This window comes from Streptococcus oralis, assembly GCF_964238205.1.
Taxonomy (GTDB): domain Bacteria; phylum Bacillota; class Bacilli; order Lactobacillales; family Streptococcaceae; genus Streptococcus; species Streptococcus oralis_CZ.
The window spans coordinates 56,724-82,477 of sequence record NZ_CAXSLF010000005.1; the positions used below are offsets into that span (position 1 = coordinate 56,724).

Genomic DNA, 25,754 nt, shown 5'->3' on the forward strand with positions numbered 1-25,754 from the left:
TTTTGCATTTGATTATACTGTAGAGAATATTAGTCAAATAAAATTGTTTTGTTTTCACTAATGCATTTCTTATTATCATCCCAATAGTTAATACTTTCAAAGCTTCCTTTTCTTAAATAAAGCGGTAGCCTTTTTCTTATTTCATCTTGCATTGGTATTTTATCAATATCTTTTAGATTCCACCATTTTGGCTCACCTTCAGCTGATGTGCTTAGTTCACCAGTAAACTGAGTACATAAAAAGTCATAGAAGACAAATCTCTCATTACCAATTGAATTAGTAAAGCCTGAAATTCCTTTTAATTCAAGATTTAATGCAGTGAGTCCAGTCTCTTCCTTAAGTTCCCGTAATGCAGCTTCAAAAAAACTTTCAGGGAATTCAACTTTTCCCCCGGGTGGAATCCAGCCAGGAAAATTATCGTGCTGCCTATTAAGTAATAAAATTTCTTGATTTTTCAAAACGCAAATATTAACCCAGTTTTTGATTTTTTCAGTCATATTATTAACCTCCAACAAGTATTTTTTCATATGCAAGATTATATGTCAAGAACTATATGCTATTTATGATTGTGACAAATGTATCTCAGCAGAAGATTGATAATTTTTACGCAATAGCTGATGAACTCTCAGAATAGACTTCAATCAAGAACTTTGGAAGAAAAGAGTTGAGAGGTTGGATATAAAAGAAAGTAAGCAAATCAGCCTGGCCTTTAAATTGGCCCTACGGGATTATTTATAGAAGACAAAGACGTGTCAATTCAGCACGTCTTTTTTTACTTTTTCTATGGTATAATAGAAGGTAGATTTATTAATTGGAGTATGAAGAATTTTATGATTAAATTAGTAGCAACGGATATGGATGGTACTTTTTTGGATGGTGCCGGTCAATTTGATATGGAGCGTCTGAAAAAGTTGCTCCATTCTTATAAAGAAAAAGGAATCTATTTTGCTGTTGCATCTGGTCGTGGGCTTTTGTCACTTGAAAAGCATTTTGCGGGTGTCAAAGATGAAATTATTTTTATTGCTGAAAATGGTAGTTTGGTTCGTTTTCATGGAGAGGACCTTTATGAAGCAACCATGCCTCGTGATTTTTACCTATCAACATTTGAAAAGCTAAAGACTTCACCTTATTTTGATGAGAAGAAGATGCTCTTGACTGGTAAAGAGGCTTGCTATGTCTTAGATACAGTAGATGAAATCTATCTTATGTTTAGCCATCATTATAATGAGAATATCCAAAAGGTGGCCAGACTGGAAGATATTACCGATGAGATTTTCAAATTCACAACTAACTTCACTGAAGAAACGGTTGACGCTGGAGAAGCTTGGGTCAATGAACATGTTCCTGGGGTCAAGGCTATGACGACAGGATTTGAATCCATTGACATCGTTTTAGACCATGTTGACAAGGGAGTTGCTATTGTCGAATTGGCTAAGAAATTGAATCTAGATATGGACCAGGTGATGGCCTTTGGTGATAATCTTAATGACCTGCACATGATGCAAGTTGTAGGGCACCCAGTCGCACCTGAAAATGCTCGTCCAGAGATTTTAGAACTAGCTGAAACAGTTATCGGACATCACAAAGACCAAACAGTTATTGCTTATATGGAGGGATTGTAATGGCAGATATTAAATTAATTGCCCTAGACTTAGATGGGACTTTGCTGACGACAGACAAGAAATTGACTGATCGTACTAAGGCGACTTTAAAGGCTGCGCGTGATCAGGGAGTCAAAGTGGTACTGACAACGGGACGTCCTCTCAAGGCTATGGATTTCTTCCTTAAAGAGCTTGGAACAGACGGCCATGATGACGAGTATACTATCACTTTTAATGGTGGATTGGTTCAGAAAAATACGGGTGAAATCCTTGATAAGACAGTATTCTCTATTGATGATGTGACACGTATTTACGAGGAAACTGAAAAACTAGGCATTCCCTTAGACGCCATTTCAGAAGGTACAGTTTACCAAATCCAATCAGATCAAGAGAGTCTGTATGCTAAATTTAATCCTGCTCTGACTTTTGTTCCAATTGACTTTGAAGATTTGTCTAGTCAAATGACTTATAATAAATGTGTGACAGCCTTTGCCCAAGAACCGCTGGATGCAGCAATTGCTAATATTTCACCAGACTTGATTAACAACTACGAAATTTTTAAATCTCGCGACATGCTTTTGGAATGGTCGCCAAAGAACGTTCATAAGGCTACTGGATTAGCTAAATTGATTGACCACCTAGGAATTGACCAAAGTCAGGTGATGGCATGTGGAGATGAGGCCAATGACCTTTCTATGATTGAGTGGGCAGGACTCGGTGTTGCTATGCAAAATGCTGTGCCTGAGGTCAAGGAAGTTGCCAATGTAGTCACCCCTATGACCAATGACGAGGAAGCTGTTGCTTGGGCCATTGAAAAATATGTACTGAAGGAGAACTAAAGCATGGGATTATTTGACCGTTTATTTGGTAGAAAAGAAGAACCAAAAATCGAAGAAGTCGTTAAAGAAGCTTTGGAGAACTTGGATCTGACAGAACCTGGCGAGGAAGTTGAAGCACTTGGAACTGAAGAAGTTGAAGTGGAAAATACTGAAGAAATCGACCAAAGTTCAGAATTTGAGGAGACTTATTCTAAAGAAGCTAGTGAGTCGGAAGAACCAGTAGCAGAAACTACTACAGAAACAGTTGAACCAATAGCAACTCCTCAGGAAGAAATTCAGCTTGAAGAAGAAACTGAATGCCATTGTTGTCAGGAAGAGTCAACAAAAGTTGAAGAAACTGAAGAAAGAGTTCAAGAGGTAGCAGAGTTTGTTGCAGAAGAACCTGAGTCACCAGTTGAAGAAGTACCTTCAAGTGATAGCGACGATGAAGAAGCTGATCAAGTTCAACCAGACGAGATGGAGTCAGATACTTCTGAAGAAGTGGATGAAGATCCAATAATCGAAGAAACTTCTCAAGTCCAAGAGACTGTACAGGAAAAATATGACCGTAGTCTCAAGAAAACTCGTACGGGATTTGGTGCTCGTTTGAATGCCTTCTTTGCTAACTTCCGCTCTGTTGATGAAGAATTCTTCGAAGAACTAGAAGAACTCTTAATCATGAGTGACGTTGGTGTTCAGGTTGCATCTAACTTGACTGAAGAATTGCGTTACGAAGTCAAGCTTGAAAATGCTAAGAAACCTGATGCCCTCCGTCGTGTTATCATCGAAAAATTAGTGGAGCTTTACGAAAAAGATGGACAATACAATGAAAGCATTAACTACCAAGATGGTTTGACAGTTATGCTCTTTGTAGGTGTGAATGGTGTCGGAAAAACAACATCTATTGGTAAGCTTGCTCACCGTTACAAACAAGCTGGCAAGAAAGTCATGCTGGTTGCTGCGGATACCTTCCGTGCTGGTGCGGTTGCCCAGCTAGCTGAATGGGGTCGCCGTGTAGATGTTCCTGTGGTTACTGGGCCTGAAAAAGCTGATCCTGCCAGTGTGGTCTTTGATGGGATGGAACGAGCAGTAGCAGAAGGTGTTGACATTCTCATGATTGATACCGCTGGCCGTTTACAAAACAAGGAAAACTTGATGGCGGAGTTGGAAAAAATTGGTCGTATCATTAAACGTGTCGTGCCAGAAGCTCCGCATGAAACCTTCCTAGCTCTGGATGCCTCAACAGGACAAAACGCTCTTGTACAAGCCAAAGAGTTTTCAAAAATTACGCCTGTTACAGGAATTGTTTTAACCAAAATTGATGGAACTGCCCGAGGTGGTGTCGTTCTTGCTATCCGTGAAGAACTCAATATCCCTGTTAAGTTGATTGGATTTGGTGAAAAAATCGATGATATTGGTGAGTTTAACTCTGAGAACTTTATGAAGGGCCTTCTAGAAGGTTTGATATAAAAGAAAATCCTGCAAGAATTCTTGCAGGATATTTTTTCTATTCTAAGCGACCATCTTTACGATAGGCGATATCTGGTTGCCAAGTCCACTCAGCACCGTATTTTTCAAGGAGTTCAAAGCTAGCTTGAGGCCCCATAGTACCAGCCTTGTAGTCATGGAGTGGAGCACCGTTTTCAGCCCAAAGATTTTCAATACGGTCAATCAATTTCCATGAGGCACTCACTTCGTCCCAGTGGCTAAAGTTGGTTGAATTATTGTTCAAAACATCATAGATGAGTTTTTCATATGGGTCTGGCGAAGCACCTGTAGCAGTCGCATCTGTTCGATAGTCAAGAGAATTTGGCGCAAGGCTAAACTCTTCCCCGACCTTTTTACCGTTAAGACTGAGAGAGAATCCTTCAGTTGGTTGGATATAGATGGTAAGCACGTTTGGTGCTAGAGGCTCTCCGAAAATGGAATCCATTTGCTTGAAGACAATGTTCACGTGTGTTCCTTTTTCAGTGAGGCGTTTCCCTGTACGGAAGAAGAAAGGTACATCACGGAAGCGATCAGTATTTACAAAGAAGGCACCTGAAGCAAAGGTTTCTGTCATAGATTCAGGGTTAACATTTGGTTCACTACGGTAAGAGATGTATTTCATGCCATCAACTTTACCAGAACGATATTGACCACGGATGAATTGCTCTTTAAGTTCCTCATCTGTAGGGTGGTAAAGGTTCTTGAAGACCTTGATTTTCTCTGCGCGAATGTCATCCTTTGTAAAGCTTGCTGGCTTGTCCATAGCAAGGAGTGACAGAAGTTGGAGAGTGTGGTTTTGAACCATGTCTCGAAGGGCACCAGATTCATCATAGTAGCCACCACGCTCTTCAACACCTAGGCGCTCTGCAAAGGTAATTTGTACGTTATCGATGTGCTCACGATTCCAAACATTTTCAAAAATCATATTGGCAAAGCGAATAGCAAAAATACTTTGAATCATTTCTTTACCGAGATAGTGGTCGATACGATAGATTTGCTCTTCGTTAAAAGTAGCTAGGAGTTCTTCGTTTAGTTTGCTTGCAGTCTCATAGTCTGTTCCAAAAGGTTTCTCAACGATCAAACGTTCAAAGCCTTTACCATCAACAATCTGCTCAGATTTGAGGTGTTTAGCAATGGTACCAAAGAATTGAGGTGCCATAGAGAGGAAAAAGAGCTTGTTGTGTTCAGTTTGATACTTTTCATTTAACTCAGCCTGAAGTTTGCGTAATTCGATGTAGTGCTCAGTGTCATTAACATCGTGACTTTGATAGTAAAAATGACTCGCAAATGCTTGAGCTTCTTCCACACTGTCTGCCAAGTCTAAAATAGATTCGACAACGACAGATTCAAAATACTCCTTACTCCAAGGTCTACGAGCAGTTCCAATAACAGCAAAATGATCAGAAAGATTACCTGATTTATAAAGTCTAAAAAGTGAAGGGTAGAGCTTACGTTTGGCCAAATCCCCACTTGCACCGAAAATTGTAACAATAACTTTTGATGACATCTAGCTACCTAATTTCTATTTTGTTTCCTAGTTAAACTAGGCATGAGGAATCCCCATTTTCATATTTTTTATTTTATCATAATTTTCTAAAAAATCCAAAAATCCAATACGTCTATATTAAGAGTCTGGGCATAAACTTAATTTCATACTCTTCGAAAATCTCTTCAAACCACGTCAGCGTCGCCTTACCGTATGTATGTTACTGACTTCGTCAGTTCTATTTACAACCTCAAAACAGTGTTTTGAGCTGACTTCATCAGTTCCATCTACAACCTCAAAACAGTGTTTTGAGCTGACTTCATCAGTTCTATCTACAACCTCAAAGCAGTGCTTTGAGCAACCTGCGGCTAGCTTCCTAGTTTGCTCTTTGATTTTCATTGAGTATTAGGAGCAACCGAAGTAAATCTTCGCACAATAAAACGCATAATATCAAGTTTTTTATACCTGATACAATGCGTTTTTTTGATTATAAAGACTTTTTGCCTAACTTCTTCTAGGCGTTTAGAACCTTGTCTAAAAATTCTTTAAGACGCGGATGTTGTGGGTTATCAAAGATTTGGTCAGGTGTACCGTCCTCAAGGAATTCACCATCTGCAGTAAAGATAACTCGATTGGCAACCTTGCGGGCGAATCCCATTTCGTGGGTTACGATGATCATAGTCATACCTTGTTCAGCCAATTCCTTCATAACGTTAAGAACATCACCGACCATCTCAGGGTCAAGGGCAGAAGTTGGTTCGTCAAAGAGCATAATATCAGGGTTCATGGCTAGACCGCGAGCGATAGCCACACGCTGTTTTTGACCACCTGATAGGCTTTCAGGATTTGCATTAGCTTTATCAGCCAATCCAACTTTTTCAAGGAGTTCCATTCCCAATTTTTCAGCTTCGGCCTTAGTCATCAACTTATGTTCTACTGGAGCGAAAGTGATATTTTCCAATACCGTCATGTGTGGGAAAAGATTGAAGTGCTGGAAAACCATTCCGACATTTTCACGAACGTGGTCCACGTTGGTTGCTTTATCCGTCAAATCATAACCATTAACTGTGATATGACCTTTTGTACCTTCCTCAAGGAGATTCAAGCTACGCAAGAAAGTTGATTTACCTGAACCAGAAGGTCCAATGATACAAACAACATCTCCTTCATAGAATTTTGCTGAGATTCCTTTAAGGACTTTGTTTTTACCATATTGTTTATGTAAATTATCGACATCGATTTTTAATTTAGCCATTATTGAATCCTCTTTTCTAAGCGTTTTGCAAGTCTAGTAAGAAGAGTGATAATCACAAGATAGAAGACTGCGAGAATTGCATACATTTTGAAACTTTGGTAGTTACGAGCAATGATAATCTTACCAGTCTGGAAGAGTTCGACCAAACCGATTGCAGATACGATAGTTGTATCTTTAAGTGCGATAACAAATTGGTTGACGAAGTTTGGAAGCATAAGTTTGGTTGCTTGTGGCAAGACAATCTTACGCATGGTTTTACTGTATGAGATACCAAGGCTTCGACTAGCTTCCATTTGTCCGATAGGAACAGCCTTAATACCACCACGTACAATTTCAGCGATATAAGCCGCTGAGTTTAGGGAGAGGGCGATTGTACCAGCGACAAAGTCATTGATTGGACTCTGTTGGCCTGTAAGAGATTCGATAAAGTTAGGAACTCCCCAGAAGATAAAGGCAGCAAGAATCATCAATGGAATACCACGAATCACATCGACAAAGATTTCTGAAATAAGACGAAGTGATTTATAAGGACTAACGCTAAACATACCAAAGATAATTCCGATAACAATCGCAATTGCAAAGGAAATCAAAGCTAGAGAAAGGGTAATTCCAAGTCCACTTAGGAGTTGTTTGTAGTTGTTTTTCAACAAGCCCAAGATAGTAGTTTCGTCAACAGTTGATGATTCACTTGTTGAATCAGTTGCAAGGTATTTATCAAGAATCTTTTGGAATTCACCACTTGCTTTAAGATTTGCAAGACCATTGTTGAACATTTCAATCAATTCAGGATTGCTTCCCTTTTTAACTGCAAAAGCAGTTTCACCGATTGGAGTACCTTCGATTGGTGTTTTTAATTTTTGTCCTTGGCTGATAGAGTATTTAAGAACTGGTTCGTCATCCATTACGGCGTCAATTGAACCAGTGTTCAAGCTATCATACATAGATGAACCGTCTGCAAAGGTTTTAATTTTATAACCATATTTACTTTGATTTTCAGTTAGGAAGGTTTGAGAAGCAGTACCGTTTTTAACACCAACGGTTTTGCCCTTCAAATCTTCATAAGAAGAAATGGTACTTGATTCCTTAACTCCAAGAATAGTATTAGCTGTATAGTAAGAATCAGAGAAATCAAAGGTTTCTTTACGAGCATCTGTAACAGACATACCAGCAATCATACCATCAGCTTGACCAGATTGGACCGCGTTAATAGCAGCGTCAAAACCTGGGTTGGTGATTTCAATCTCGAAACCTTGGTCTTCGGCAATAGCCTTGATCAAGTCCATATCAATACCAGTGTACTGGTTGCTTGAGTTTTGGAAAACAAATGGTGCAAATGAAGAATCACTTGCGATAACGTATTTTGATTTGACTGGAGTAGCTTTTTGCCCTGCGCTTGTAGTAGAAGTGAGAGAAGTTACTTGTGAACTAGTTTTAGAAGAACTTGTCCATTTATTGATAATTTTGTCCAAGCTACCATCTTTTTTCATCTGAGCTAAAGCTTCGTTAAATTCTGTAACTAGGTATTCGTACTTGCTACCTTTTTTAACTCCAAAAGCAAAGCTTCCAACGGCTTCTCCGTCCATGTTGATACTGAGATCTTGCCCTTGGTTAATAGCGTACTCGATAACTGGTTTGTCATCCATGATGGCATTTACAGCACCTGTACTGAGACTGTTATTCATCAAATCACCAGTATCAAAGGTTTTGATAGTGAAACCATATTTATCTTTGATGCTTTCTAGGAAACGTTGTGCGGCAGTACCGTTTTTAACACCAACAGTTTTACCACTGAGTTCTTCATACTTAGTGATTTTGTTAGACTTAGTCGTTGCGATGACAACTTTTGTATCATAGTATGTATCAGACATGGTAAAGACGTTTTCACGTTCTTTGGTTTTTGTCATACCAGCCATGATCGCATCTGCTTGCCCTGCTTGGACCGCATTGACAGCAGCATCAAAGCCTGGATAAGACATTTGGATATTCCATCCTTTTATCTCAGCTACTTTATTGATGATGTCGACATCAATTCCTTTATAAGTCTGGTCTGTATCTTTAAACTCAAAGGGTGCATAAGCTGTATCACTAACAATCTTGATAGTGTCCGCATTAACATAGCCTAAAGAGAATAAGGGAAATAAAAATAATAAAAATGCAAGGATTTTTTTCTTCATGATTAGTCTCCTTTTTAGAATATTTACCCATTATAGCAGAAAATAAAAAAGTTGGCAAATATTTAGTGTTTTGATGTAAGAAAATATGACATGAAGTGCCAAGTGGCAAGAAGTTGAGAATCAGTAAGTCGATCCTTTTTATGGTAAAATAGAAGGATAGAAAATGTGTATGAGGCAATTATGATCAATAGAATTACAGACAACAAATTTAAACTTGTATCCAAATACCAACCATCTGGGGATCAACCGCAGGCTATTGAGCAGTTGGTAGATAACATCGAGGGTGGTGAAAAAGCTCAAATCTTGATGGGGGCGACTGGTACAGGGAAAACCTATACCATGAGTCAGGTGATTTCCAAAGTTAATAAACCAACTCTAGTCATCGCCCACAATAAGACCCTAGCAGGCCAGCTCTATGGGGAGTTCAAAGAATTTTTCCCAGAGAATGCGGTCGAGTACTTCGTATCCTACTATGATTACTATCAACCTGAAGCTTATGTTCCCTCTAGTGATACTTATATCGAAAAAGATAGTTCAGTCAACGATGAGATTGATAAACTTCGTCACTCCGCTACATCAGCGCTCTTGGAGCGTAACGATGTCATCGTTGTAGCATCTGTATCTTGTATTTATGGCTTGGGTTCTCCTAAGGAATATGCTGATAGTGTAGTAAGTTTGCGCCCAGGACTTGAAATTTCTCGTGATAAACTGCTTAATGAATTGGTCGATATTCAATTTGAGCGTAATGACATTGATTTCCAGCGTGGAAGATTTCGTGTTCGTGGGGATGTGGTGGAGATTTTCCCAGCATCTCGTGATGAGCATGCCTTCCGTGTTGAGTTCTTCGGAGATGAGATTGATCGCATCCGGGAGGTTGAAGCTCTAACTGGTCAAGTCCTCGGTGAAGTGGACCATTTGGCGATTTTCCCAGCCACTCACTTTGTGACCAATGATGACCACATGGAAGTAGCTATTGCTAAGATTCAGGCTGAATTGGAGGAGCAGTTAGCTATCTTTGAAAAAGAAGGCAAACTCCTTGAAGCGCAACGCTTGAAACAACGGACAGAGTACGATATCGAGATGTTACGTGAGATGGGGTATACCAATGGTGTCGAGAACTACTCACGTCACATGGATGGGCGGAGTGAAGGAGAGCCTCCTTATACGCTTCTTGATTTCTTCCCTGATGATTTTTTGATTATGATTGATGAAAGTCACATGACCATGGGACAGATTAAGGGGATGTATAATGGAGACCGTTCACGTAAGGAAATGTTGGTTAATTATGGTTTCCGTTTGCCGTCTGCTTTGGATAACCGTCCTCTTCGTCGTGAAGAATTTGAAAGTCATGTTCATCAGATTGTCTACGTTTCAGCGACGCCAGGTGATTATGAGATGAAACAAACCGATACTGTCATTGAGCAGATTATCCGTCCGACTGGTCTTTTGGATCCAGAGGTGGAAGTGCGTCCAACTATGGGACAGATTGATGACCTCCTAGGTGAAATCAATGCCCGTGTTGAGAAAAATGAACGTACCTTTATCACAACCTTGACCAAGAAAATGGCAGAGGACTTGACCGACTACTTCAAGGAAATGGGTATCAAGGTCAAATACATGCACTCGGATATCAAGACTTTAGAGCGAACAGAGATTATCCGTGACCTGCGCTTGGGTGTCTTTGATGTCTTGGTCGGAATCAACCTCCTTCGTGAAGGAATTGACGTACCTGAAGTGAGTCTCGTAGCCATTCTTGATGCTGACAAGGAAGGCTTCCTCCGAAATGAGCGTGGTCTTATTCAGACCATTGGACGTGCAGCTCGTAATAGTGAAGGTCATGTCATCATGTATGCTGATACTATGACTCAATCTATGCAAAAAGCCATCGATGAAACGGCCCGCCGTCGTCAGATTCAGATAGCTTATAATGAAGAACACGGTATCGTGCCACAAACTATTAAGAAGGAAATCCGTGATCTTATTTCTGTTACCAAAACTGTGGCTAAAGAAGAGGACAAGGAAGTCGATATCAATAGCCTTAACAAACAAGAACGCAAGGAATTGGTTAAGAAACTGGAAAAACAAATGCAAGAAGCCGTCGAAGTGCTTGACTTTGAACTCGCAGCTCAGATTCGTGATATGATGCTGGAAGTCAAGGCTTTGGATTGAGGGATAAATATGCTCGATTTAAGAAAACTAATAGAAGAAGATTTGGTGCCTTTGTGGGAAATTGCTTATTCACAATCTAATCCAATTTGGAAGCAGTATGACGCTCCCTATTATGACGATTATCAGTATTTTCCTAATTTTCAAGAATTTAAACTACAAAAATTAGCATCCACTCTAAACAACTCAAATCGCCTTGGTATTTTTGTTGATGATAAACTAGTTGGGACTGTTTCGCGCTACTGGGTATGTAAAGAAACAAGATGGATGGAATTGGGAATTTGTATTTATGATAACAAATTTTGGAACTCTGGAATTGGAAAAGCTGCTATGCTACAGTGGATAGATCGGACATTTCAGGATTACTTGGAGTTGGAGCATCTTGGTTTGACAACTTGGTCAGGAAATTTTGGTATGATGAAATTGGCTGAAAAACTAAGAATGAAAAAAGAAGCTCATATTCCAAAAGTTCGTTATTATCAAGGTGTTTATTATGATAGTATTAAATACGGCATTTTGAGAGAAGAATGGGAGGAAGCAAATGGTCATCACTATCAAACAGATGGAAACTCCTGAAGAGATAGAAGGGAAATCCCTCGTTCATTGGCAAACGTGGAGAGAGGCTTATGACGATCTTTTACCCGCGGAATTTCAGGAGACGATGACATTAGATAGATGTCGTTTCTTTAGTCAAAAGTATCCAGAAAATACCTTGATTGCTATGGATGGAAAGCAGGTCGTTGGATTTATCAGCTATGGAAATTTTCGTGATGAGGCCATTCAAGCTGGTGAAATCATAGCCTTATATGTTTTAAAAGATTACTATGGAAAAGGTGTGAGTGAACAGCTAATGCATGCTGCATTTGTTGCTCTCGATCATTTCTCTGAAATTTATTTATGGGTATTGAAAGATAATAAGCGAGCCATTGCTTTCTATCAAAAAATAGGTTTTACTTTTGATGGCCAAGAAAAAATACTTAAACTTGGAAAACCTGTTAAGGAATTGCGGATGATGTGTTCTTCAAATAAAAATTCCTAAAGGAAGTATCTATCAATCTTTGAACCATTATCAATTAATCAAGTATAAAAAGTGAAATAGATAGAATGAAACAAAGAGATGAAGGAGAAGATGAATGAAAATTCTGGTCATCAATGGACACCCTGATAAGGAAAGTTACTGTCAAGCAATTTTTCAAACCATTGTAGAAAATATTGATTCAAAGCACCATGAAGTTGAAGTCATCAACCTTAATGAAGAGAACTTTAATCCTGTTCTTCGCTACGGCTATCGAAAACGTATGGAAGAAGATTCTTTTATCCTTCGTTCTCAGGAATTAATCCAATGGGCAGATCATTTCATTTTTATTTATCCTATCTGGTGGAGTAGTATGCCTAGTCTCATGAAAGGCTGGATTGACCGGGTCTTTACACCGGGGATTGCTTACTCTGCTAATGATCAGGGGAGTTTTATCTGGAATTACCTTAGAGGCAAGCAGTTTAAAAAGTTATTAAAAGGGACAACAGCCAGTATTTACGCAACCTCCATGGCGCCCACTTGGTGGTACAAAATCTTTTCGGGTCCTATCAACATTCCAGATAGCTATGGCATCTCTGTTTTGAAAAATGCGGTCTTGAATCACTGTGGGATTAAAACCAAGCGCGTGTGCGTACTAGGTGAAGTTGGACGGGATGTGAATACAGCAAGTATGCGTGAAAAGCATCTCCAAAAGGTAGCGGCAGAAGTGAAGAAACTATCATGAAACAAAAAAGTAAGAGACAGAAAACATTAAAAAAACACCAGAAATCAAAGCGAAAGATTGGTCTACTGGACCGCATGAATCTGTGGTTTGTGCAACATTCAACAATTGCCTGGATCCTTGATGCAAGCATTCTTTTGTTTTCAGCTCTAGGAATATTATTTCTATTGTACGGAACAACCCTTATTCCAAGTCCCTATCGGGAACTGCATTATAGTTTTCCACTTTATTTAAATATCGTTCTTTTGGTGAATGCATCTTATCATTCTTTCCTTCGTACCTTTAGAAAAGACTGGATTTCCTTGCAAAATTTTGCAGAAATGTTTTTATATCTTAACGGAATTGCTTGTGTATTACAGTTAACGATTGGGATGACCTCTAAAAGAGGAAGAAGATTACTTCCGATATGGGCATTAGACTATCGATATATCTGGTTTCCCCTCGTTACTTATTTTATTTTCTTTCTATTGCCTATTGTGACAATTATAATTTCCAAGCATATTGAAAAGAAAAAGGAGGAAGAAAATAATGGGGAAAATACATTCAAATAAAAGTAATTCAAATACAAAAAAGAATTACCCAAGGAAAGAAAGTTTTCGGCTTTGGATGGATTCTCATAAATTATTAGGATTTTTCCTGGTCCTTGGTCTTATCCTAGCAATAGGACTAGGTCTGAATCTAATTTTTGAAAGTCTTCCTATTCCGTCGCCATACAGAGATATCAGCTATAGTTTTCCAATATATATAAATCTTTTTTGTTTGGTGTATCGATTATTTGACTATTGGTTCCTAGACTTGTCTAAGACAAGGATGACAATAAAAAGATATGCAGATTTATTTATCTATCTTAACAGTATCGGTCTAGTGGTTCATCTCTTTATTGGTATTGGCGGGAAAAATAGTAAAGGAATTTTACCTTCTCTCTTATCCCTAGATCACCGCTACATCTGGTTTCCTATTGCAACTTATCTGATCTTTTTCAGTTTGGCATCTATTTTAACTCTAGTAATGAAATATATTGAAAAGAAAAGGAGTCAATCATGATGAAACATCTAACTGTATTTAGGTTTATTTATCTTTTGTGCCTAGTATTTGTACTGATTCATTTTATCTTAGGCCTCTTTGGTTTAGCTTTTACACCAGTCTTGTGGAATCTCTGGTTCTTTGGTCTTTGCTTGACCTTATTTATCCAACCATGGACCATTTTTTATAAAACGAGAATTTTTCAGTGGCATCATCTAATTTTTCAGACTCTCAGCGGTTTCATTGCTCTCTTGATCTGGTTCATGACATTTTTCTTCTTTTCCATGGTTCCAGATTCATCTATGCCTATCAATATAGACTATCAGGTGAATAGTAAAGATAAGGAAATTAGAATTATCAGAGGGGACATGCTCCATGAAATTCATGAATATCATGACTTGATTAATCCTTTGATTATGAAGTCTAAAGTTAAGTATGTAGAAAATTAAACATTAGAAAGTGAGTCTATGTATGTCTCGTGCACAATTAACCATTCTAACTAATATTTGTCTAATAGAAGACCTTGAAAAGCAGCGCGTGGTTATGCAGTATCGATCGCCTGAAACCAATCGCTGGTCTGGCTATGCCTTTCCAGGAGGTCATGTTGAAAATGGAGAAGCTTTTGCAGAATCTGTTATTCGTGAAATTTACGAGGAAACAGGTCTGACTATTAAAAATCCTCAACTGGTCGGTATAAAAAATTGGCCTTTAGATTCGGGTGAACGCTATATTGTTTTTTGTTATAAAGCGACTGAGTTCACCGGTACTCTCCAATCATCTGAAGAAGGAGAAGTGTCCTGGGTACAAAAAGACCAGATTCCCAACTTGGATCTGGCCTATGATATGTTACCTTTGATGGAGATGATGGAAGCTCCTGATAAGTCAGAATTTTTCTATCGTCACCGTACAGAAGATGGATGGGAAAAGAAAACCTTCTAATCCTTTACTAAATAACCTAATTTATCCAAGGCCTTCTCGATATAGAGAAGGTCTTGTTCGTTTTCAGCTTCGACTAGGTGATAATGGACGCCATCTGTTAATTCAGAAAGTGGTCTAAAGTCAGACCTTTCGACTTGCTCTAAAAAATGCTGAACGTCCCGGCGACAAGAGAGTTTGAGCAAGGTTTCAATTTCTCCGTAGACAGGATGATCAATCAAGGTATTCTGAACACGTCCCCCATTATCGACGATAGCTAGAAGTTCTTGACCAATTTCTTCCATCTCGTGCTTAACTTTAAACAGTTTGTGAACATAAGGATTGGTTTTATTCTCTTTATAGATATAGCCACGATTGGTTGATAAGATCGGAGCACCGTCTGCACGAAGAACTGCAATGTCCTGAACGATAATCTGGCGAGTGACATGAAAATGTTCTGCTAAGCTTTTTCCGTTTAGAGGTTTTTGAGCTTTTTCTAAGAGTTGTAGAAGGGCTTCTTTTCGATTTTTTGTCATATTCTTCTCTCTTAACGCTTAACGGCGTTTTCTCAATGCTTTATAAACAGCCAAGGCTAAGTAATAGTCTACCATACTATGGATAATAGTACCAAATCCAACTAATACAAACAAGACATAGAACATATTTTTTAAGTCAGTTCCAGTACTAGCATAAAAGATCATACAAGCCAAAACTTCAGCAATAGCATGAACCAAACCAAGTACAAAGTTAAAAATCAATGAAGATTTCTTATTGTCCAAGGTTTGAGGATGTTTTTGAAGATAGAAAGCACCCAGACTTCCAAAGAATATGTGGGAAAAGGCGCGAAGTACAATGACAATCGGATACCCAGCCATGAGAAATCCTAAACTAGAAGCTATAATAACAAAGATAGCCATCCATGGTGAGAGAAACATGGCGATAAAAATAGCAACGTGACTTCCTAAAGTGTAGGAAGCGGGAGGAATGACAATTTTAAAGGGCATCACCAAAGGAATCAAAATAGCGATAGCTGTTAGCAATGCGGTCAAGGTCATGAATTGTGTTTTCTTTTGTGTATTCATAATAACTCCTTTTAACTGTATATACAGTTGTATAGTACAATAAAAAATCAAACAAGTCAAGAACTAAAATTTATTTTTGATGAGATTATCTGGAAATAAGGTTAAAAAATAAATAAAATTTTTAAAAAATAAGCAAAAAACTCTTGCACTAAACAAAGTAGTATGGTATACTTATATACGGTTTGAAAAAACTGCCTAAGACAGTAGGGGAGCTCGACTCATAAATATCCTACCGAGGACAAAACGTATCATGTAAAAAGAAGCGTATTGTACTTTCGTGTCTAGGTTTGGGCGCGTTTTTCTTTTGGAAAAATTCCCCAAGCAAAATAATTACGGAGGTGAACACACTAATGAGTGAAGCAATTATTGCTAAAAAAGCGGAACTAGTTGACGTAGTAGCTGAAAAAATGAAAGCTGCTGCATCAATCGTCGTTGTAGACGCTCGTGGTTTGACAGTTGAACAAGATACAGTTCTTCGTCGTGAGCTTCGTGGAAGCGAAGTTGAGTATAAAGTTATTAAAAACTCAATCTTACGTCGTGCAGCTGAAAAAGCTGGACTTGCAGAACTTGCATCTGTATTTGTTGGACCATCTGCTGTAGCATTTTCTAACGAAGATGTTATCGCTCCAGCGAAAATCTTGAACGACTTTGCTAAAAACGCTGACGCACTTGAAATCAAAGGTGGTGCAATCGAAGGCGCTGTCGCATCAAAAGAAGAAATCGTTGCTCTTGCAACTCTTCCAAACCGCGAAGGACTTCTTTCTATGCTCCTTTCTGTACTTCAAGCGCCAGTGCGCAACGTTGCTCTTGCAGTCAAAGCGGTTGCAGACAACAAAGAAGACGCAGCTTAATATTAAGCTACGCAGCGTAGCCTAGCTACAAAAATATAAACATAAAATATAAACTTATTTGGAGGAAATAACAATGGCATTGAACATTGAAAACATTATTGCTGAAATTAAAGAAGCTTCAATCCTTGAATTGAACGACCTTGTAAAAGCTATCGAAGAAGAATTTGGTGTAACTGCAGCTGCTCCTGTAGCTGTAGCTGCTGCTGGTGGTGCTGAAGAAGCTGCTAAAGATTCATTTGACGTTGAATTGACAGCTGCAGGCGACAAGAAAGTCGGCGTTATCAAAGTTGTACGTGAAATCACAGGTCTTGGTCTTAAAGAAGCTAAAGAACTTGTTGATGGTGCACCAGGTGTCATCAAAGAAGGCGTTGCAGCTGCAGAAGCTGAAGAAATCAAAGCTAAATTGGAAGAAGCTGGAGCTTCAGTTACTCTTAAATAATAGAGCAACTACATTCGTAGCTTAAAAACATGATTAAACCGCTAGTCTTAGGATTAGTGGTTTTTCTTTTTGTTCAAAAAGGGACATAAAAGGGGCAGTTAAATTAATTTGGCTAAGAAATATATAGGACTAGTGATAAAATAATTTTACTTTTTCATTCCTTTTTGTTATAATAGACGACAAGAAAGAATATCTTATCAGTAAATCCGAAGCGAGCCTGTGGTAGTGGAAGTCAGGTGGTTGAGAGATAAGTGTGGCGCTTTTGGTATATTTTTTATAAATAATGAAGTAATAAATTAGGGTGGAACCGCGTTTCTGACGCCCCTAGGTCACTTGACTTAGGAGCAAAGACACGGTTCTTTTTGTATTCTAGGTCGCAAGAAATTAGATAAAAAAGGAGTTAATAATGTCTAAAAAACTAACCTTCCAAGAGATTATCTTGACTTTGCAACAATACTGGAATGACCAGGGTTGTATGCTTATGCAGGCTTATGATAATGAAAAAGGTGCGGGAACCATGAGTCCTTACACTTTCCTTCGTGCCATTGGTCCTGAACCATGGAACGCAGCTTATGTTGAGCCTTCTCGTCGTCCAGCGGACGGTCGTTACGGGGAAAATCCAAACCGTCTCTATCAACACCACCAATTCCAAGTGGTTATGAAACCATCTCCATCAAATATCCAGGAACTTTACCTTGAGTCTTTGGAAAAATTGGGAATCAATCCTTTGGAACACGATATTCGTTTCGTTGAAGATAACTGGGAAAACCCATCAACTGGTTCAGCTGGTCTTGGATGGGAAGTGTGGCTTGATGGTATGGAAATCACTCAGTTCACTTACTTCCAACAAGTCGGTGGATTGGCAACTGGGCCTGTGACTGCGGAAGTTACTTATGGTTTGGAACGTTTAGCTTCTTACATTCAAGAGGTAGACTCAGTTTACGATATCGAGTGGGCTCCTGGTGTTAAATACGGAGAAATTTTCCTTCAACCTGAATACGAGCATTCAAAATACAGCTTTGAAGTTTCAGATCAAGACATGCTTCTTGAAAACTTCGAAAAATTTGAAAAAGAAGCTGGACGTGCATTAGAACTAGGTCTTGTGCATCCAGCCTACGACTACGTTTTGAAATGTTCACATACCTTCAACTTGCTTGATGCTCGTGGAGCAGTTTCAGTTACAGAACGTGCTGGTTATATCGCTCGTATCCGTAACTTAGCCCGTGTCGTAGCTAAAACATTCGTAGCAGAACGCAAAAAACTTGGATACCCACTTCTTGACGAAGCTACGCGCGCAAAACTTCTAGCAGAAGAGGAAGAATAAAAACAGTTATAAGAATAGAAATAGGGCGAACAAAGTGAGCCCGTATGGCACCCAGAGGCAAGTCGAAGACTTGCTAAAGGGATAGGCACCGCCGTACTGATATCTGGGGATTTTTGAAACGTTGGGTTCAAAAATCAGTTGCCTAAATCCACTTTGATGAGACTGTTGAAAATCTTTGTCAAGAAGACAGAAGATTTCCCCACAGACTTACAAAGTTAGTTAGCAACGTCCCTAGTACCTAAGGTGCCTATCAAAAAGAAGAAATTTTGTAAAGGAAAAAACATGGCAAAAAATTTATTAGTAGAACTAGGACTCGAAGAGTTACCAGCCTACGTTGTCACACCAAGTGAAAAACAACTAGGTGAAAAAATGGCAGCCTTTTTGGATAATAACCGTCTTTCATACGAAGGAATTCAAACTTTTTCAACTCCACGTCGTTTGGCTGTTCGCGTACTTGGTTTAGCAGACCAACAAACGGATTTGACTGAAGATTTTAAAGGACCTTCTAAAAAAATTGCTTTGGATGCAGAAGGAAATTTCTCTAAAGCAGCGCAAGGGTTTGTCCGCGGTAAAGGCTTGACTGTAGATGATATCGAATTCCGTGAAATTAAGGGTGAAGAATATGTCTACGTAACTAAGCATGAAGCTGGAAAACCAGCTGAGGAAGTTTTGGCTGGAATTCCAGAAGTATTGGCTAGCTTAAGCTTCCCAGTAAGTATGCACTGGGCAAACAATACCTTTGAATATATCCGTCCAGTCCATACGTTGACAGTTCTTTTGGATGATGTGGCGCTCGATATGGATTTCTTAGATATTCATTCAGGAAGAGTTAGCCGTGGACATCGTTTCCTTGGTCACGAAGTAGAAATTCAGCATGCTGACAGCTATGAAGAAGACCTGCGCAAAGTTTATGTTATTGCAGATAGCATTGAACGCGAAAATATGATTCGTGAGCAAATTAAGGCTATCGAAGCTGCAGAAGGTGTTCAGGTTCAAATTGATGAAGGACTCTTGAATGAAGTTCTGAATTTGGTTGAATACCCAACTGCCTTTATGGGGAATTTTGATCCTAAGTACCTAGAGGTTCCAGAAGAAGTCTTGGTCACTTCAATGGAAACTCACCAACGCTACTTTGTAGTACGTGACCTTGACGGAAATCTAAAACCAAACTTTATTTCTGTTCGTAACGGAAATGCAGAGTATCTGGATAATGTCATCCGAGGAAATGAGAAAGTCTTGGTGGCACGTCTGGAAGATGGTGAATTCTTCTGGCGTGAAGACCAAAAACTCAAGATTGAAGATCTTGTAGCTAAATTATCACACGTAACCTTCCATGAAAAGATTGGTTCACTTCGTGAGCACATGATTCGTACTGGGCAAATTGCTATCCTTTTGGCAGAAAAAGCAGGTTTATCAGTTGATGAAACTGTTGACCTTGCTCGTGCTGCAGCCATTTATAAGTTTGACCTCTTGACTGGTATGGTTGGTGAATTTGATGAGCTTCAAGGGATCATGGGTGAGAAATATGCTCTTCTCGCTGGTGAGAATGCAGCAGTAGCACAAGCTATTCGTGAACACTACCTTCCAGATTCTGCAGATGGTGCTCTTCCTGAGTCTAAAGTCGGAGCTATCCTTGCACTAGCTGATAAATTGGATACTCTCTTATCTTTCTTCTCTGTTGGCTTGATTCCATCTGGTTCAAATGACCCTTATGCTCTTCGTCGTGCAACACAAGGGATTGTCCGTATCTTGGAAGACTTCGGCTGGAATATTCCAATGGACGAATTGATTGCTAGCCTTTATGCTTTATCATTTGATAGCCTAACTTACGATAATCAAGAAGAAGTGCTTAACTTCATCAAAGCTCGTGTTGATAAGATGATGGGGTCTACTGCAAAAGATATTAAGGAAGCTGTTCTTGCAAGTTCAAACTTTGTTATTGCAGATATGATTGAAGCAGCAGAAGCACTGAAAGAAGCATCTCTAAATAGTGACTACAAACCAGCTGTTGAATCCTTATCTCGTGCCTTTAACCTAGCGGAAAAAGCAGAAGGTTCAGTCAAAGTTGATACTAGTCTCTTTGAAAATGAACAGGAAAAAGAACTAGCTCAAGCAGTAGAAAATCTAGAATTGAAAGGTTCAGCTAGTGATAAATTAACGCAGTTATTTGCTCTTAGTCCTGTTATTGATGCATTCTTTGACAATACAATGGTTATGGCAGAGGATGTTGATGTTAAGAATAATCGTCTAGCTATTCTAACTGAACTTGTGAATAAAGCAAAAACTGTCGCTGCTTTTAATCTTCTTAATACAAAATAGAAATTAAAAAGTAGATTGGAGGTTCAAATATGACACCAGAAAAAATCGCTCGTATTAATGAGCTTGCGAAAAAGAAAAAAACTGAAGGCTTGACTGCAGAAGAAAAAGTAGAACAAGCTAAACTTCGTGAGGAATATATCGAAGGCTATCGTCGTTCTGTTCGTCATCACATTGAAGGAATCAAAATCGTAGATGAAGATGGAAATGATGTGACTCCTGAAAAACTTCGTCAGGTACAACGGGAAAAAGGCTTACATGGTCGAAGTCTTGACGATTCAAATTCATAATTTTGAGATATAGAAAACTCGGTTAGGGAAATCTAACCGAGTTTTTGTTTTAAAAAAAGGAACCTAGAGAGGTTCCTTTAGTATTAAATTTTATACTCTTCGAAAATCTCTTCAAACCACGTCAGCTTCACCATGCCGTACTCAAGTACAGCCTGCGGCTAGCTTCCTAGTTTGCTCTTTGATTTTCATTGAGTATTAGTTACTTGCCCCAGATGTAGCATCCGCGTCACCGTGACCTCCATCACCGTGACCTCCGGCATCAGATGCGCCTGAAGTAGCATCTGCGTCACCGTGGCCTCCAGCAGGAGCAAATGGTCCGCTGCCTCCTACCAAGCGTTGACCTGTTTCTTTCAAGTACCAGTCAAGCCATGGTTGGAAGTTAAAGACAATTTCATTGATACCAGCATATGAACCGTCAGGATAGTACATAGCTTGGTAGTTGTGAGTGTTGATAACACCAGCAGGTGAACCAGGAACGATTGTACGTACGTATTCTTGGTTACCATTGCGAAGTGTTCCAATAACCCACTCAACATTTTTCATACGTGCTGGTGGGAGAGAACCGTGAACGGTTGACATACGGCTACCAGATTGAGATGGTACACGTTTTGCAAACATTGTATCAGGATCTTGGTGAGCATTGTTGTAGTAGAGGAATTGGTTGTTATCGTCAGCGTATGTCAATTCAAAAGGCATAGCTTTCAAGAACATATCGATTTGGTTAACAGTCAAGATACCATGGTCAAGTTTAACATATGTATCACCTGAAACAGCACCTGTGATTTCTGCAACTTTTTCTACCCAGTTTGGATCGTCAGGATCAACTTCTGTAATAGTTGTAGCGATTGGTTTTCCACAATCCAAGTCTTCTGGTTCAATTGGTTTTGGTTTTTTCAATTTAGAAACGACTCCTACGTATTTGACAAAGTTATCTAAACAAGTTTCAAGGAATTTAACAGTTCCTTCGTTGATAATATTTCCGTTAGCATCAAAAGCTTCTTTAGCTTTTCCAAGAAGGAATTCATTCCCTGGAAGAGTATAGGCATTTACACCTGGAGCGTCAAGAATCTTACGAAGGTGAACTTGCGCACGAGAAGTTCCTTGGTCGTAGTAAGAAGCACCCACGATCATCACTGGTTTGTTTTCGAATGGATGTACTTCATATGAAAGCCATTCAAGAACTGACTTGAGTGAAGCAGAAATTGTATGGTTGTGCTCAGGAGTAGCAATAATCACACCATCAGCACGAGTAATTTTGTTGTAAAGAAGGCGCAATTGGAAACTTTCGTCCCATTTTTCGTCTTGGTTAAACATTGGAACTTCATCGATTTCAAGAACTTCTAATTCAAATTTTAGTTTGAAGTTACGACGGATGAATTCCAAGAGTTTGCGGTTATATGATTGGTCGTAGTTTGATCCAACAAGTCCAACAAATTTCATTCTTTCGATCTCCTATCTTACAAATTTTCCCAGTCAAATTCTTCTGCATCTTTACGAAGAAGTTCTTGTGCATTACGTAATTTTTCAGTAATCTTGACAAAAATACGGAAGTCATCAAAGATGGCATCCAATTTCTTGATGACATCAAGATCTACCAAGTCACCATTCTTATCAAAAGCTTGAAGAGAATGAGAAAGCAAGAATTCATCTGGGAGAACATTTGCTTTAATTTCAGGCGCATTTAGGATTTGACGGAGTTGCAATTGAGCACGTGATGAACCGAGTGTACCGTATGAAGCACCTGTGATCATCACTGGTTTGTTAAGAAGTGGAAATACTCCATAAGAAATCCAAGCAAGAGCGCTCATAAGAACAGCAGGAATTGAGTGATCGTATTCAGGAGTACCGATAATCACACCATCAGCTGCTTCAATTTTTGCAACAATTTCTAAGGCTTCTGCAGGAATAAGTTTATCTGCAGGTTTGTTGAAGACTGGTAGGTCTTTAATTTCTACCAATTCGATTTCTGCTTTATCAGCAAAGTGTTTTTGCATATATTGAAGCAGTTGGCGGTTTGTGGAACGTTTAGAGTTAGTTCCTACAATAGCAATAAGTTTTAGCATGAGCTTTCCTTTCTCTTTTTGCATTATTTATTATTTATCTTTGGATACCGGATGAACAAGCGATATGTCCATCTTTATCAATAAGGATGGCTTCGATTCCATCGATATTTTCGATTTGCCACATGATAGAAGCGCTACGTTCACCAAACAATCGTGTGGTCCATATCTCACCATCAACTGAGCGGTCAGATATAATCGTTAAACTAGCCAAATCCGTCTCAATAGGATAGCCAGTTTCGCTGTCGAAAATGTGATGATAATCCTTTCCATCGATTTCAAGATGCCGTTCATAAATTCCGGATGTAACAACTGACTTTCCAGTAATAGATAAGGTCATCAGGTGATTCCCACGTGGATGATTAGGGTCTTGAATACCAATTTGCCAAGGTTGTCCATTTCTGGCTTGGTTATTACCAATGGTAAGGATATTTCCCCCAAGATTGATAAGAGCAGAAGTGACACCATTTTCTTTTAAGAAAGTAGCAACCTTATCTGCGCTATAGCCCTTCGCTAAACAACCTAAATCAATTTTCATTCCTTTCTTTTCTAAGAAAACAGTAGAAGAAATTGAATCAAGTTTGATAAAACGGGGATCTATCAATGGTAAAACCGAAGAAATTTCTTCAGGACTAGCAACTTTGGCATCGGAAAAACCAATACGCCAGGTTTGTACCAAAGGACCAATGCTGATATTGAGATGACTTCCAGGAGCTAGACTGTGTTCTAATCCTAAAGAAATCAGTTCAAACAGATCAGGGTGTACCTTAACTGGGGCAATTCCCGCCTGATAGTTAATTTCCATCAATTCCGATTCGATACTATTTGCATTAAATCGAAATTCAAGTTCTTTTAGCAAATCAAAAGCTTGACGGAGAAGATTATCCGCTTGTTCATGTACCAAGGAAATAGTAATCGTAGTTCCCATTAACCGTTCAGATAATGAACTGAGAGGCAAAGAATCAACTCCCTTCAAATCAATTGGAAATAGTTGTAAATCCAGATATGAAAGCAATCTGAAGATTTAAATTTCATTTCCATATAAATAGAATATCATAAAGTCAGCGTTTTCACAAATTATTTTTTACAAAAAGTCAAGAAATATGCTTGAATAAATAAAAAATGTGCAAAAAACTTTGGAAAGGTTGAAAATAAATTAATATATATTTCAAAAAAATTTCAAAAAAACAGCAAACTAGTCAAAAAGCTTGTAAACGCTCACAGATAATGATATACTAGAAAGGTAAATAAAAAATTAAAGGTAGGAATTATCTTATGAGTAAAATCGTAGTCGTGGGTGCTAACCACGCTGGAACTGCTTGTATCAACACTATGTTGGACAATTTTGGAAGTGAAAATGAAATCGTTGTCTTTGACCAAAACTCAAACATTTCATTCCTAGGATGTGGAATGGCTCTTTGGATTGGTGAGCAAATCGATGGTCCAGAAGGTCTCTTCTACTCAGATAAAGAAAAATTGGAAGCAAAAGGTGCTAAAGTTTATATGAACTCACCAGTTCTTTCAATTGACTATGATAACAAAGTTGTAACTGCTGAAGTTGATGGAAAAGAACACAAAGAATCATACGAAAAATTGATCTTTGCGACTGGTTCAACTCCAATCTTGCCACCAATCGAAGGTGTTGAAATTGTTAAGGGTAACCGCGAATTCAAAGCAACTCTTGAAAATGTACAATTCGTTAAATTGTACCAAAACGCAGAAGAAGTTATCAACAAACTTGCTGACAAGAGCAAACATCTTGAGCGTATCGCTGTTGTCGGTGGTGGATACATCGGTGTTGAGCTTGCTGAAGCATTTGAACGTCTTGGAAAAGAAGTTGTCCTTGTTGATATCGTAGATACAGTCTTGAACGGTTACTACGATAAAGACTTCACGCAATTGATGGCTAAGAACTTGGAAGACCACAATATCCGCTTGGCACTTGGACAAACTGTTAAAGCTATCGAAGGTGACGGTAAAGTTGAACGCTTGATCACTGACAAAGAAACATTCGATGTTGACATGGTTGTTCTTGCAGTTGGTTTCCGTCCTAACACAGCTCTTGCTGATGGCAAGATTGAACTTTTCCGCAACGGTGCCTTCCTTGTAGACAAGAAACAAGAAACATCACTTCCAGGAGTATTCGCTGTGGGTGACTGTGCGACTGTTTATGACAACGCTCGTAAAGACACTAGCTACATCGCTCTTGCATCAAATGCTGTACGTACTGGTATCGTAGGTGCTTACAATGCTTGTGGACATGAACTTGAAGGAATCGGTGTTCAAGGATCAAACGGTATCTCAATCTATGGTCTTCACATGGTTTCAACTGGTTTGACTCTTGAAAAAGCTAAAGCTGCAGGCTACAATGCTGTTGAAACAGGCTTCAACGATCTTCAAAAACCAGAATTTATGAAACATGACAACTATGAAGTAGCAATCAAGATTGTCTTTGATAAAGATAGCCGTGAAATCCTTGGTGCTCAAATGGTATCACGTGATTCAGCAATCAGCATGGGAATTCACATGTTCTCATTGGCTATCCAAGAACATGTTACAATCGACAAGTTGGCATTGACAGACCTATTCTTCTTGCCACACTTCAACAAACCATACAACTACATCACAATGGCTGCACTTACAGCTGAAAAATAATGACTTGTAAAACGGAAGATTTGCTTCTTCCGTTTTTATCATCAAAAAAATAGT

Annotated in this window: 26 protein-coding genes and 1 other annotated feature; of the genes, 17 read left to right on the forward strand and 9 right to left on the reverse strand. The window is 38.9% G+C overall.

All coding sequences use genetic code 11. From position 1 onward, the window contains the following. Positions 1 to 29: 29 nt before the first annotated feature. Complete coding sequence (locus ACESOD_RS07540; RefSeq protein WP_000136624.1) at positions 30 to 497, reverse strand: 8-oxo-dGTP diphosphatase; 468 nt, start codon at positions 495 to 497, stop codon at positions 30 to 32. A gap of 333 nt (positions 498 to 830) precedes the next feature. Here ACESOD_RS07540 and ACESOD_RS07545 point away from each other — a divergent pair, with 333 nt between their 5' ends. The 3 genes from ACESOD_RS07545 to ftsY are packed head-to-tail and all read left to right on the forward strand — an operon-like array spanning position 831 to position 3,889. Continuing rightward, on the forward strand, positions 831 to 1,622 hold the full coding sequence (locus tag ACESOD_RS07545) for a Cof-type HAD-IIB family hydrolase (protein WP_373094757.1): 792 nt from the start codon (positions 831 to 833) through the stop codon (positions 1,620 to 1,622). After that, the gene (locus ACESOD_RS07550) at positions 1,622 to 2,440 is read left to right on the forward strand and encodes a Cof-type HAD-IIB family hydrolase (RefSeq protein WP_373094759.1); all 819 of its coding nucleotides are present in this window, start codon (positions 1,622 to 1,624) and stop codon (positions 2,438 to 2,440) included. Before ACESOD_RS07545 ends, ACESOD_RS07550 begins: the two co-directional genes overlap by 1 nt. A gap of 3 nt (positions 2,441 to 2,443) precedes the next feature. Continuing rightward, positions 2,444 to 3,889: a signal recognition particle-docking protein FtsY gene (ftsY, locus tag ACESOD_RS07555; protein ID WP_373094761.1), complete on the forward strand. Its 1,446-nt coding sequence runs from the start codon at positions 2,444 to 2,446 to the stop codon at positions 3,887 to 3,889. A gap of 37 nt (positions 3,890 to 3,926) precedes the next feature. Here the strand turns inward: ftsY and zwf are convergent, their stop codons facing one another. The 3 genes from zwf to ACESOD_RS07570 all read right to left on the reverse strand — a co-directional run bounded on the left by zwf (position 3,927) and on the right by ACESOD_RS07570 (position 8,822). Next, positions 3,927 to 5,414 carry a glucose-6-phosphate dehydrogenase gene (gene zwf / locus ACESOD_RS07560; protein WP_373094763.1) on the reverse strand — a complete coding sequence of 496 codons (1,488 nt, stop codon included), beginning with the start codon at positions 5,412 to 5,414 and terminating at the stop codon, positions 3,927 to 3,929. Positions 5,415 to 5,907: 493 nt separating this feature from the next. Further along, positions 5,908 to 6,648: an amino acid ABC transporter ATP-binding protein gene (locus ACESOD_RS07565; RefSeq protein ID WP_049503260.1), complete on the reverse strand. Its 741-nt coding sequence runs from the start codon at positions 6,646 to 6,648 to the stop codon at positions 5,908 to 5,910. Continuing rightward, positions 6,648 to 8,822: an ABC transporter substrate-binding protein/permease gene (locus tag ACESOD_RS07570; RefSeq protein WP_373094765.1), complete on the reverse strand. Its 2,175-nt coding sequence runs from the start codon at positions 8,820 to 8,822 to the stop codon at positions 6,648 to 6,650. Before ACESOD_RS07570 ends, ACESOD_RS07565 begins: the two co-directional genes overlap by 1 nt. 180 nt (positions 8,823 to 9,002) lie before the next feature. On the opposite strand from ACESOD_RS07570, the gene uvrB reads away from it, so the two are divergent. From uvrB to ACESOD_RS07610, 8 genes are all read left to right on the forward strand, one after another. Then, the gene (gene uvrB, locus ACESOD_RS07575; RefSeq protein ID WP_373094767.1) at positions 9,003 to 10,991 is read left to right on the forward strand and encodes an excinuclease ABC subunit UvrB; all 1,989 of its coding nucleotides are present in this window, start codon (positions 9,003 to 9,005) and stop codon (positions 10,989 to 10,991) included. Between the two features lie 9 nt (positions 10,992 to 11,000). Beyond that, entirely contained in the window at positions 11,001 to 11,564 is a 564-nt protein-coding gene (locus ACESOD_RS07580; RefSeq protein ID WP_373094769.1) for a GNAT family N-acetyltransferase, read from the forward strand. Then, a complete protein-coding gene (locus tag ACESOD_RS07585; protein WP_373094771.1) occupies positions 11,530 to 12,027 on the forward strand; it encodes a GNAT family N-acetyltransferase in 498 nt (165 codons plus the stop codon). The genes ACESOD_RS07580 and ACESOD_RS07585 overlap by 35 nt, the downstream gene beginning before the upstream one ends. Before the next feature lie 94 nt (positions 12,028 to 12,121). Further along, positions 12,122 to 12,748: an NAD(P)H-dependent oxidoreductase gene (locus ACESOD_RS07590; protein WP_373094773.1), complete on the forward strand. Its 627-nt coding sequence runs from the start codon at positions 12,122 to 12,124 to the stop codon at positions 12,746 to 12,748. Beyond that, a complete protein-coding gene (locus tag ACESOD_RS07595) occupies positions 12,745 to 13,296 on the forward strand; it encodes a hypothetical protein (protein ID WP_373094775.1) in 552 nt (183 codons plus the stop codon). Before ACESOD_RS07590 ends, ACESOD_RS07595 begins: the two co-directional genes overlap by 4 nt. Next, a complete protein-coding gene (locus tag ACESOD_RS07600; protein ID WP_373094777.1) occupies positions 13,274 to 13,789 on the forward strand; it encodes a hypothetical protein in 516 nt (171 codons plus the stop codon). Before ACESOD_RS07595 ends, ACESOD_RS07600 begins: the two co-directional genes overlap by 23 nt. Continuing rightward, the gene (locus ACESOD_RS07605; RefSeq protein ID WP_373094779.1) at positions 13,786 to 14,217 is read left to right on the forward strand and encodes a hypothetical protein; all 432 of its coding nucleotides are present in this window, start codon (positions 13,786 to 13,788) and stop codon (positions 14,215 to 14,217) included. The genes ACESOD_RS07600 and ACESOD_RS07605 overlap by 4 nt, the downstream gene beginning before the upstream one ends. Positions 14,218 to 14,239: 22 nt before the next feature. After that, positions 14,240 to 14,707 (forward strand): 8-oxo-dGTP diphosphatase, encoded by a 468-nt coding sequence (locus ACESOD_RS07610; protein WP_000085595.1) that lies wholly within the window; start codon positions 14,240 to 14,242, stop codon positions 14,705 to 14,707. Here the strand turns inward: ACESOD_RS07610 and ACESOD_RS07615 are convergent. Further along, positions 14,704 to 15,219: a transcription repressor NadR gene (locus ACESOD_RS07615; protein ID WP_373094781.1), complete on the reverse strand. Its 516-nt coding sequence runs from the start codon at positions 15,217 to 15,219 to the stop codon at positions 14,704 to 14,706. The genes ACESOD_RS07610 and ACESOD_RS07615 overlap by 4 nt on opposite strands. 18 nt (positions 15,220 to 15,237) lie before the next feature. Beyond that, positions 15,238 to 15,765: an ECF transporter S component gene (locus ACESOD_RS07620; protein WP_001095969.1), complete on the reverse strand. Its 528-nt coding sequence runs from the start codon at positions 15,763 to 15,765 to the stop codon at positions 15,238 to 15,240. Between the two features lie 176 nt (positions 15,766 to 15,941). Then, positions 15,942 to 16,077, forward strand: a sequence feature (ribosomal protein L10 leader region). Between the two features lie 38 nt (positions 16,078 to 16,115). Between ACESOD_RS07620 and rplJ the strand changes: the two genes are divergently transcribed. The 5 genes from rplJ (at position 16,116) to ACESOD_RS07645 (ending at position 20,985) form a co-directional block, all read left to right on the forward strand. Then, a complete protein-coding gene (gene rplJ / locus ACESOD_RS07625; RefSeq protein ID WP_001287269.1) occupies positions 16,116 to 16,616 on the forward strand; it encodes a 50S ribosomal protein L10 in 501 nt (166 codons plus the stop codon). Positions 16,617 to 16,689: 73 nt separating this feature from the next. Next, positions 16,690 to 17,055: a 50S ribosomal protein L7/L12 gene (gene rplL, locus ACESOD_RS07630; protein ID WP_001196968.1), complete on the forward strand. Its 366-nt coding sequence runs from the start codon at positions 16,690 to 16,692 to the stop codon at positions 17,053 to 17,055. A gap of 406 nt (positions 17,056 to 17,461) precedes the next feature. Further along, positions 17,462 to 18,379, forward strand: a complete 918-nt coding sequence (gene glyQ / locus ACESOD_RS07635; RefSeq protein ID WP_000038760.1) for a glycine--tRNA ligase subunit alpha — start codon at positions 17,462 to 17,464, stop codon at positions 18,377 to 18,379. Positions 18,380 to 18,661: 282 nt separating this feature from the next. Then, positions 18,662 to 20,698, forward strand: coding sequence for a glycine--tRNA ligase subunit beta (glyS, locus tag ACESOD_RS07640; protein ID WP_373094784.1), 2,037 nt, complete (start codon positions 18,662 to 18,664; stop codon positions 20,696 to 20,698). Positions 20,699 to 20,727: 29 nt separating this feature from the next. Then, positions 20,728 to 20,985, forward strand: a complete 258-nt coding sequence (locus ACESOD_RS07645) for a DUF896 family protein (RefSeq protein WP_373094786.1) — start codon at positions 20,728 to 20,730, stop codon at positions 20,983 to 20,985. A gap of 195 nt (positions 20,986 to 21,180) precedes the next feature. Here ACESOD_RS07645 and ACESOD_RS07650 read toward each other — a convergent pair whose 3' ends face one another. From ACESOD_RS07650 to ACESOD_RS07660, 3 genes are read right to left on the reverse strand one after another with little or no spacing between them, the layout of a single operon-like run. Continuing rightward, positions 21,181 to 22,425, reverse strand: coding sequence for an NAD(P)H-dependent oxidoreductase (locus ACESOD_RS07650; RefSeq protein WP_223140874.1), 1,245 nt, complete (start codon positions 22,423 to 22,425; stop codon positions 21,181 to 21,183). Between the two features lie 17 nt (positions 22,426 to 22,442). Further along, a complete protein-coding gene (locus ACESOD_RS07655; protein ID WP_000915942.1) occupies positions 22,443 to 23,048 on the reverse strand; it encodes an NADPH-dependent FMN reductase in 606 nt (201 codons plus the stop codon). Positions 23,049 to 23,082: 34 nt separating this feature from the next. Then, positions 23,083 to 24,003 carry an FAD:protein FMN transferase gene (locus ACESOD_RS07660; protein ID WP_025171319.1) on the reverse strand — a complete coding sequence of 307 codons (921 nt, stop codon included), beginning with the start codon at positions 24,001 to 24,003 and terminating at the stop codon, positions 23,083 to 23,085. A 317-nt stretch (positions 24,004 to 24,320) separates the two neighbouring features. Between ACESOD_RS07660 and nox the strand changes: the two genes are divergently transcribed. Next, the gene (gene nox / locus ACESOD_RS07665) at positions 24,321 to 25,700 is read left to right on the forward strand and encodes a H2O-forming NADH oxidase (RefSeq protein WP_000036803.1); all 1,380 of its coding nucleotides are present in this window, start codon (positions 24,321 to 24,323) and stop codon (positions 25,698 to 25,700) included. Positions 25,701 to 25,754: the final 54 nt, after the last annotated feature.

Bases quoted from the DNA above. Each gene is read 5' to 3' on its own strand.
- ACESOD_RS07540 (WP_000136624.1), bottom strand. From the start codon at position 497: ATGACTGAAAAAATCAAAAACTGGGTTAATATTTGCGTTTTGAAAAAT.
- ACESOD_RS07545 (WP_373094757.1), top strand. From the start codon at position 831: ATGATTAAATTAGTAGCAACGGATATGGATGGTACTTTTTTGGATGGT.
- ACESOD_RS07550 (WP_373094759.1), top strand. From the start codon at position 1,622: ATGGCAGATATTAAATTAATTGCCCTAGACTTAGATGGGACTTTGCTG.
- ftsY (WP_373094761.1), top strand. From the start codon at position 2,444: ATGGGATTATTTGACCGTTTATTTGGTAGAAAAGAAGAACCAAAAATC.
- zwf (WP_373094763.1), bottom strand. From the start codon at position 5,414: ATGTCATCAAAAGTTATTGTTACAATTTTCGGTGCAAGTGGGGATTTG.
- ACESOD_RS07565 (WP_049503260.1), bottom strand. From the start codon at position 6,648: ATGGCTAAATTAAAAATCGATGTCGATAATTTACATAAACAATATGGT.
- ACESOD_RS07570 (WP_373094765.1), bottom strand. From the start codon at position 8,822: ATGAAGAAAAAAATCCTTGCATTTTTATTATTTTTATTTCCCTTATTC.
- uvrB (WP_373094767.1), top strand. From the start codon at position 9,003: ATGATCAATAGAATTACAGACAACAAATTTAAACTTGTATCCAAATAC.
- ACESOD_RS07580 (WP_373094769.1), top strand. From the start codon at position 11,001: ATGCTCGATTTAAGAAAACTAATAGAAGAAGATTTGGTGCCTTTGTGG.
- ACESOD_RS07585 (WP_373094771.1), top strand. From the start codon at position 11,530: ATGGTCATCACTATCAAACAGATGGAAACTCCTGAAGAGATAGAAGGG.
- ACESOD_RS07590 (WP_373094773.1), top strand. From the start codon at position 12,122: ATGAAAATTCTGGTCATCAATGGACACCCTGATAAGGAAAGTTACTGT.
- ACESOD_RS07595 (WP_373094775.1), top strand. From the start codon at position 12,745: ATGAAACAAAAAAGTAAGAGACAGAAAACATTAAAAAAACACCAGAAA.
- ACESOD_RS07600 (WP_373094777.1), top strand. From the start codon at position 13,274: ATGGGGAAAATACATTCAAATAAAAGTAATTCAAATACAAAAAAGAAT.
- ACESOD_RS07605 (WP_373094779.1), top strand. From the start codon at position 13,786: ATGATGAAACATCTAACTGTATTTAGGTTTATTTATCTTTTGTGCCTA.
- ACESOD_RS07610 (WP_000085595.1), top strand. From the start codon at position 14,240: ATGTCTCGTGCACAATTAACCATTCTAACTAATATTTGTCTAATAGAA.
- ACESOD_RS07615 (WP_373094781.1), bottom strand. From the start codon at position 15,219: ATGACAAAAAATCGAAAAGAAGCCCTTCTACAACTCTTAGAAAAAGCT.
- ACESOD_RS07620 (WP_001095969.1), bottom strand. From the start codon at position 15,765: ATGAATACACAAAAGAAAACACAATTCATGACCTTGACCGCATTGCTA.
- rplJ (WP_001287269.1), top strand. From the start codon at position 16,116: ATGAGTGAAGCAATTATTGCTAAAAAAGCGGAACTAGTTGACGTAGTA.
- rplL (WP_001196968.1), top strand. From the start codon at position 16,690: ATGGCATTGAACATTGAAAACATTATTGCTGAAATTAAAGAAGCTTCA.
- glyQ (WP_000038760.1), top strand. From the start codon at position 17,462: ATGTCTAAAAAACTAACCTTCCAAGAGATTATCTTGACTTTGCAACAA.
- glyS (WP_373094784.1), top strand. From the start codon at position 18,662: ATGGCAAAAAATTTATTAGTAGAACTAGGACTCGAAGAGTTACCAGCC.
- ACESOD_RS07645 (WP_373094786.1), top strand. From the start codon at position 20,728: ATGACACCAGAAAAAATCGCTCGTATTAATGAGCTTGCGAAAAAGAAA.
- ACESOD_RS07650 (WP_223140874.1), bottom strand. From the start codon at position 22,425: ATGAAATTTGTTGGACTTGTTGGATCAAACTACGACCAATCATATAAC.
- ACESOD_RS07655 (WP_000915942.1), bottom strand. From the start codon at position 23,048: ATGCTAAAACTTATTGCTATTGTAGGAACTAACTCTAAACGTTCCACA.
- nox (WP_000036803.1), top strand. From the start codon at position 24,321: ATGAGTAAAATCGTAGTCGTGGGTGCTAACCACGCTGGAACTGCTTGT.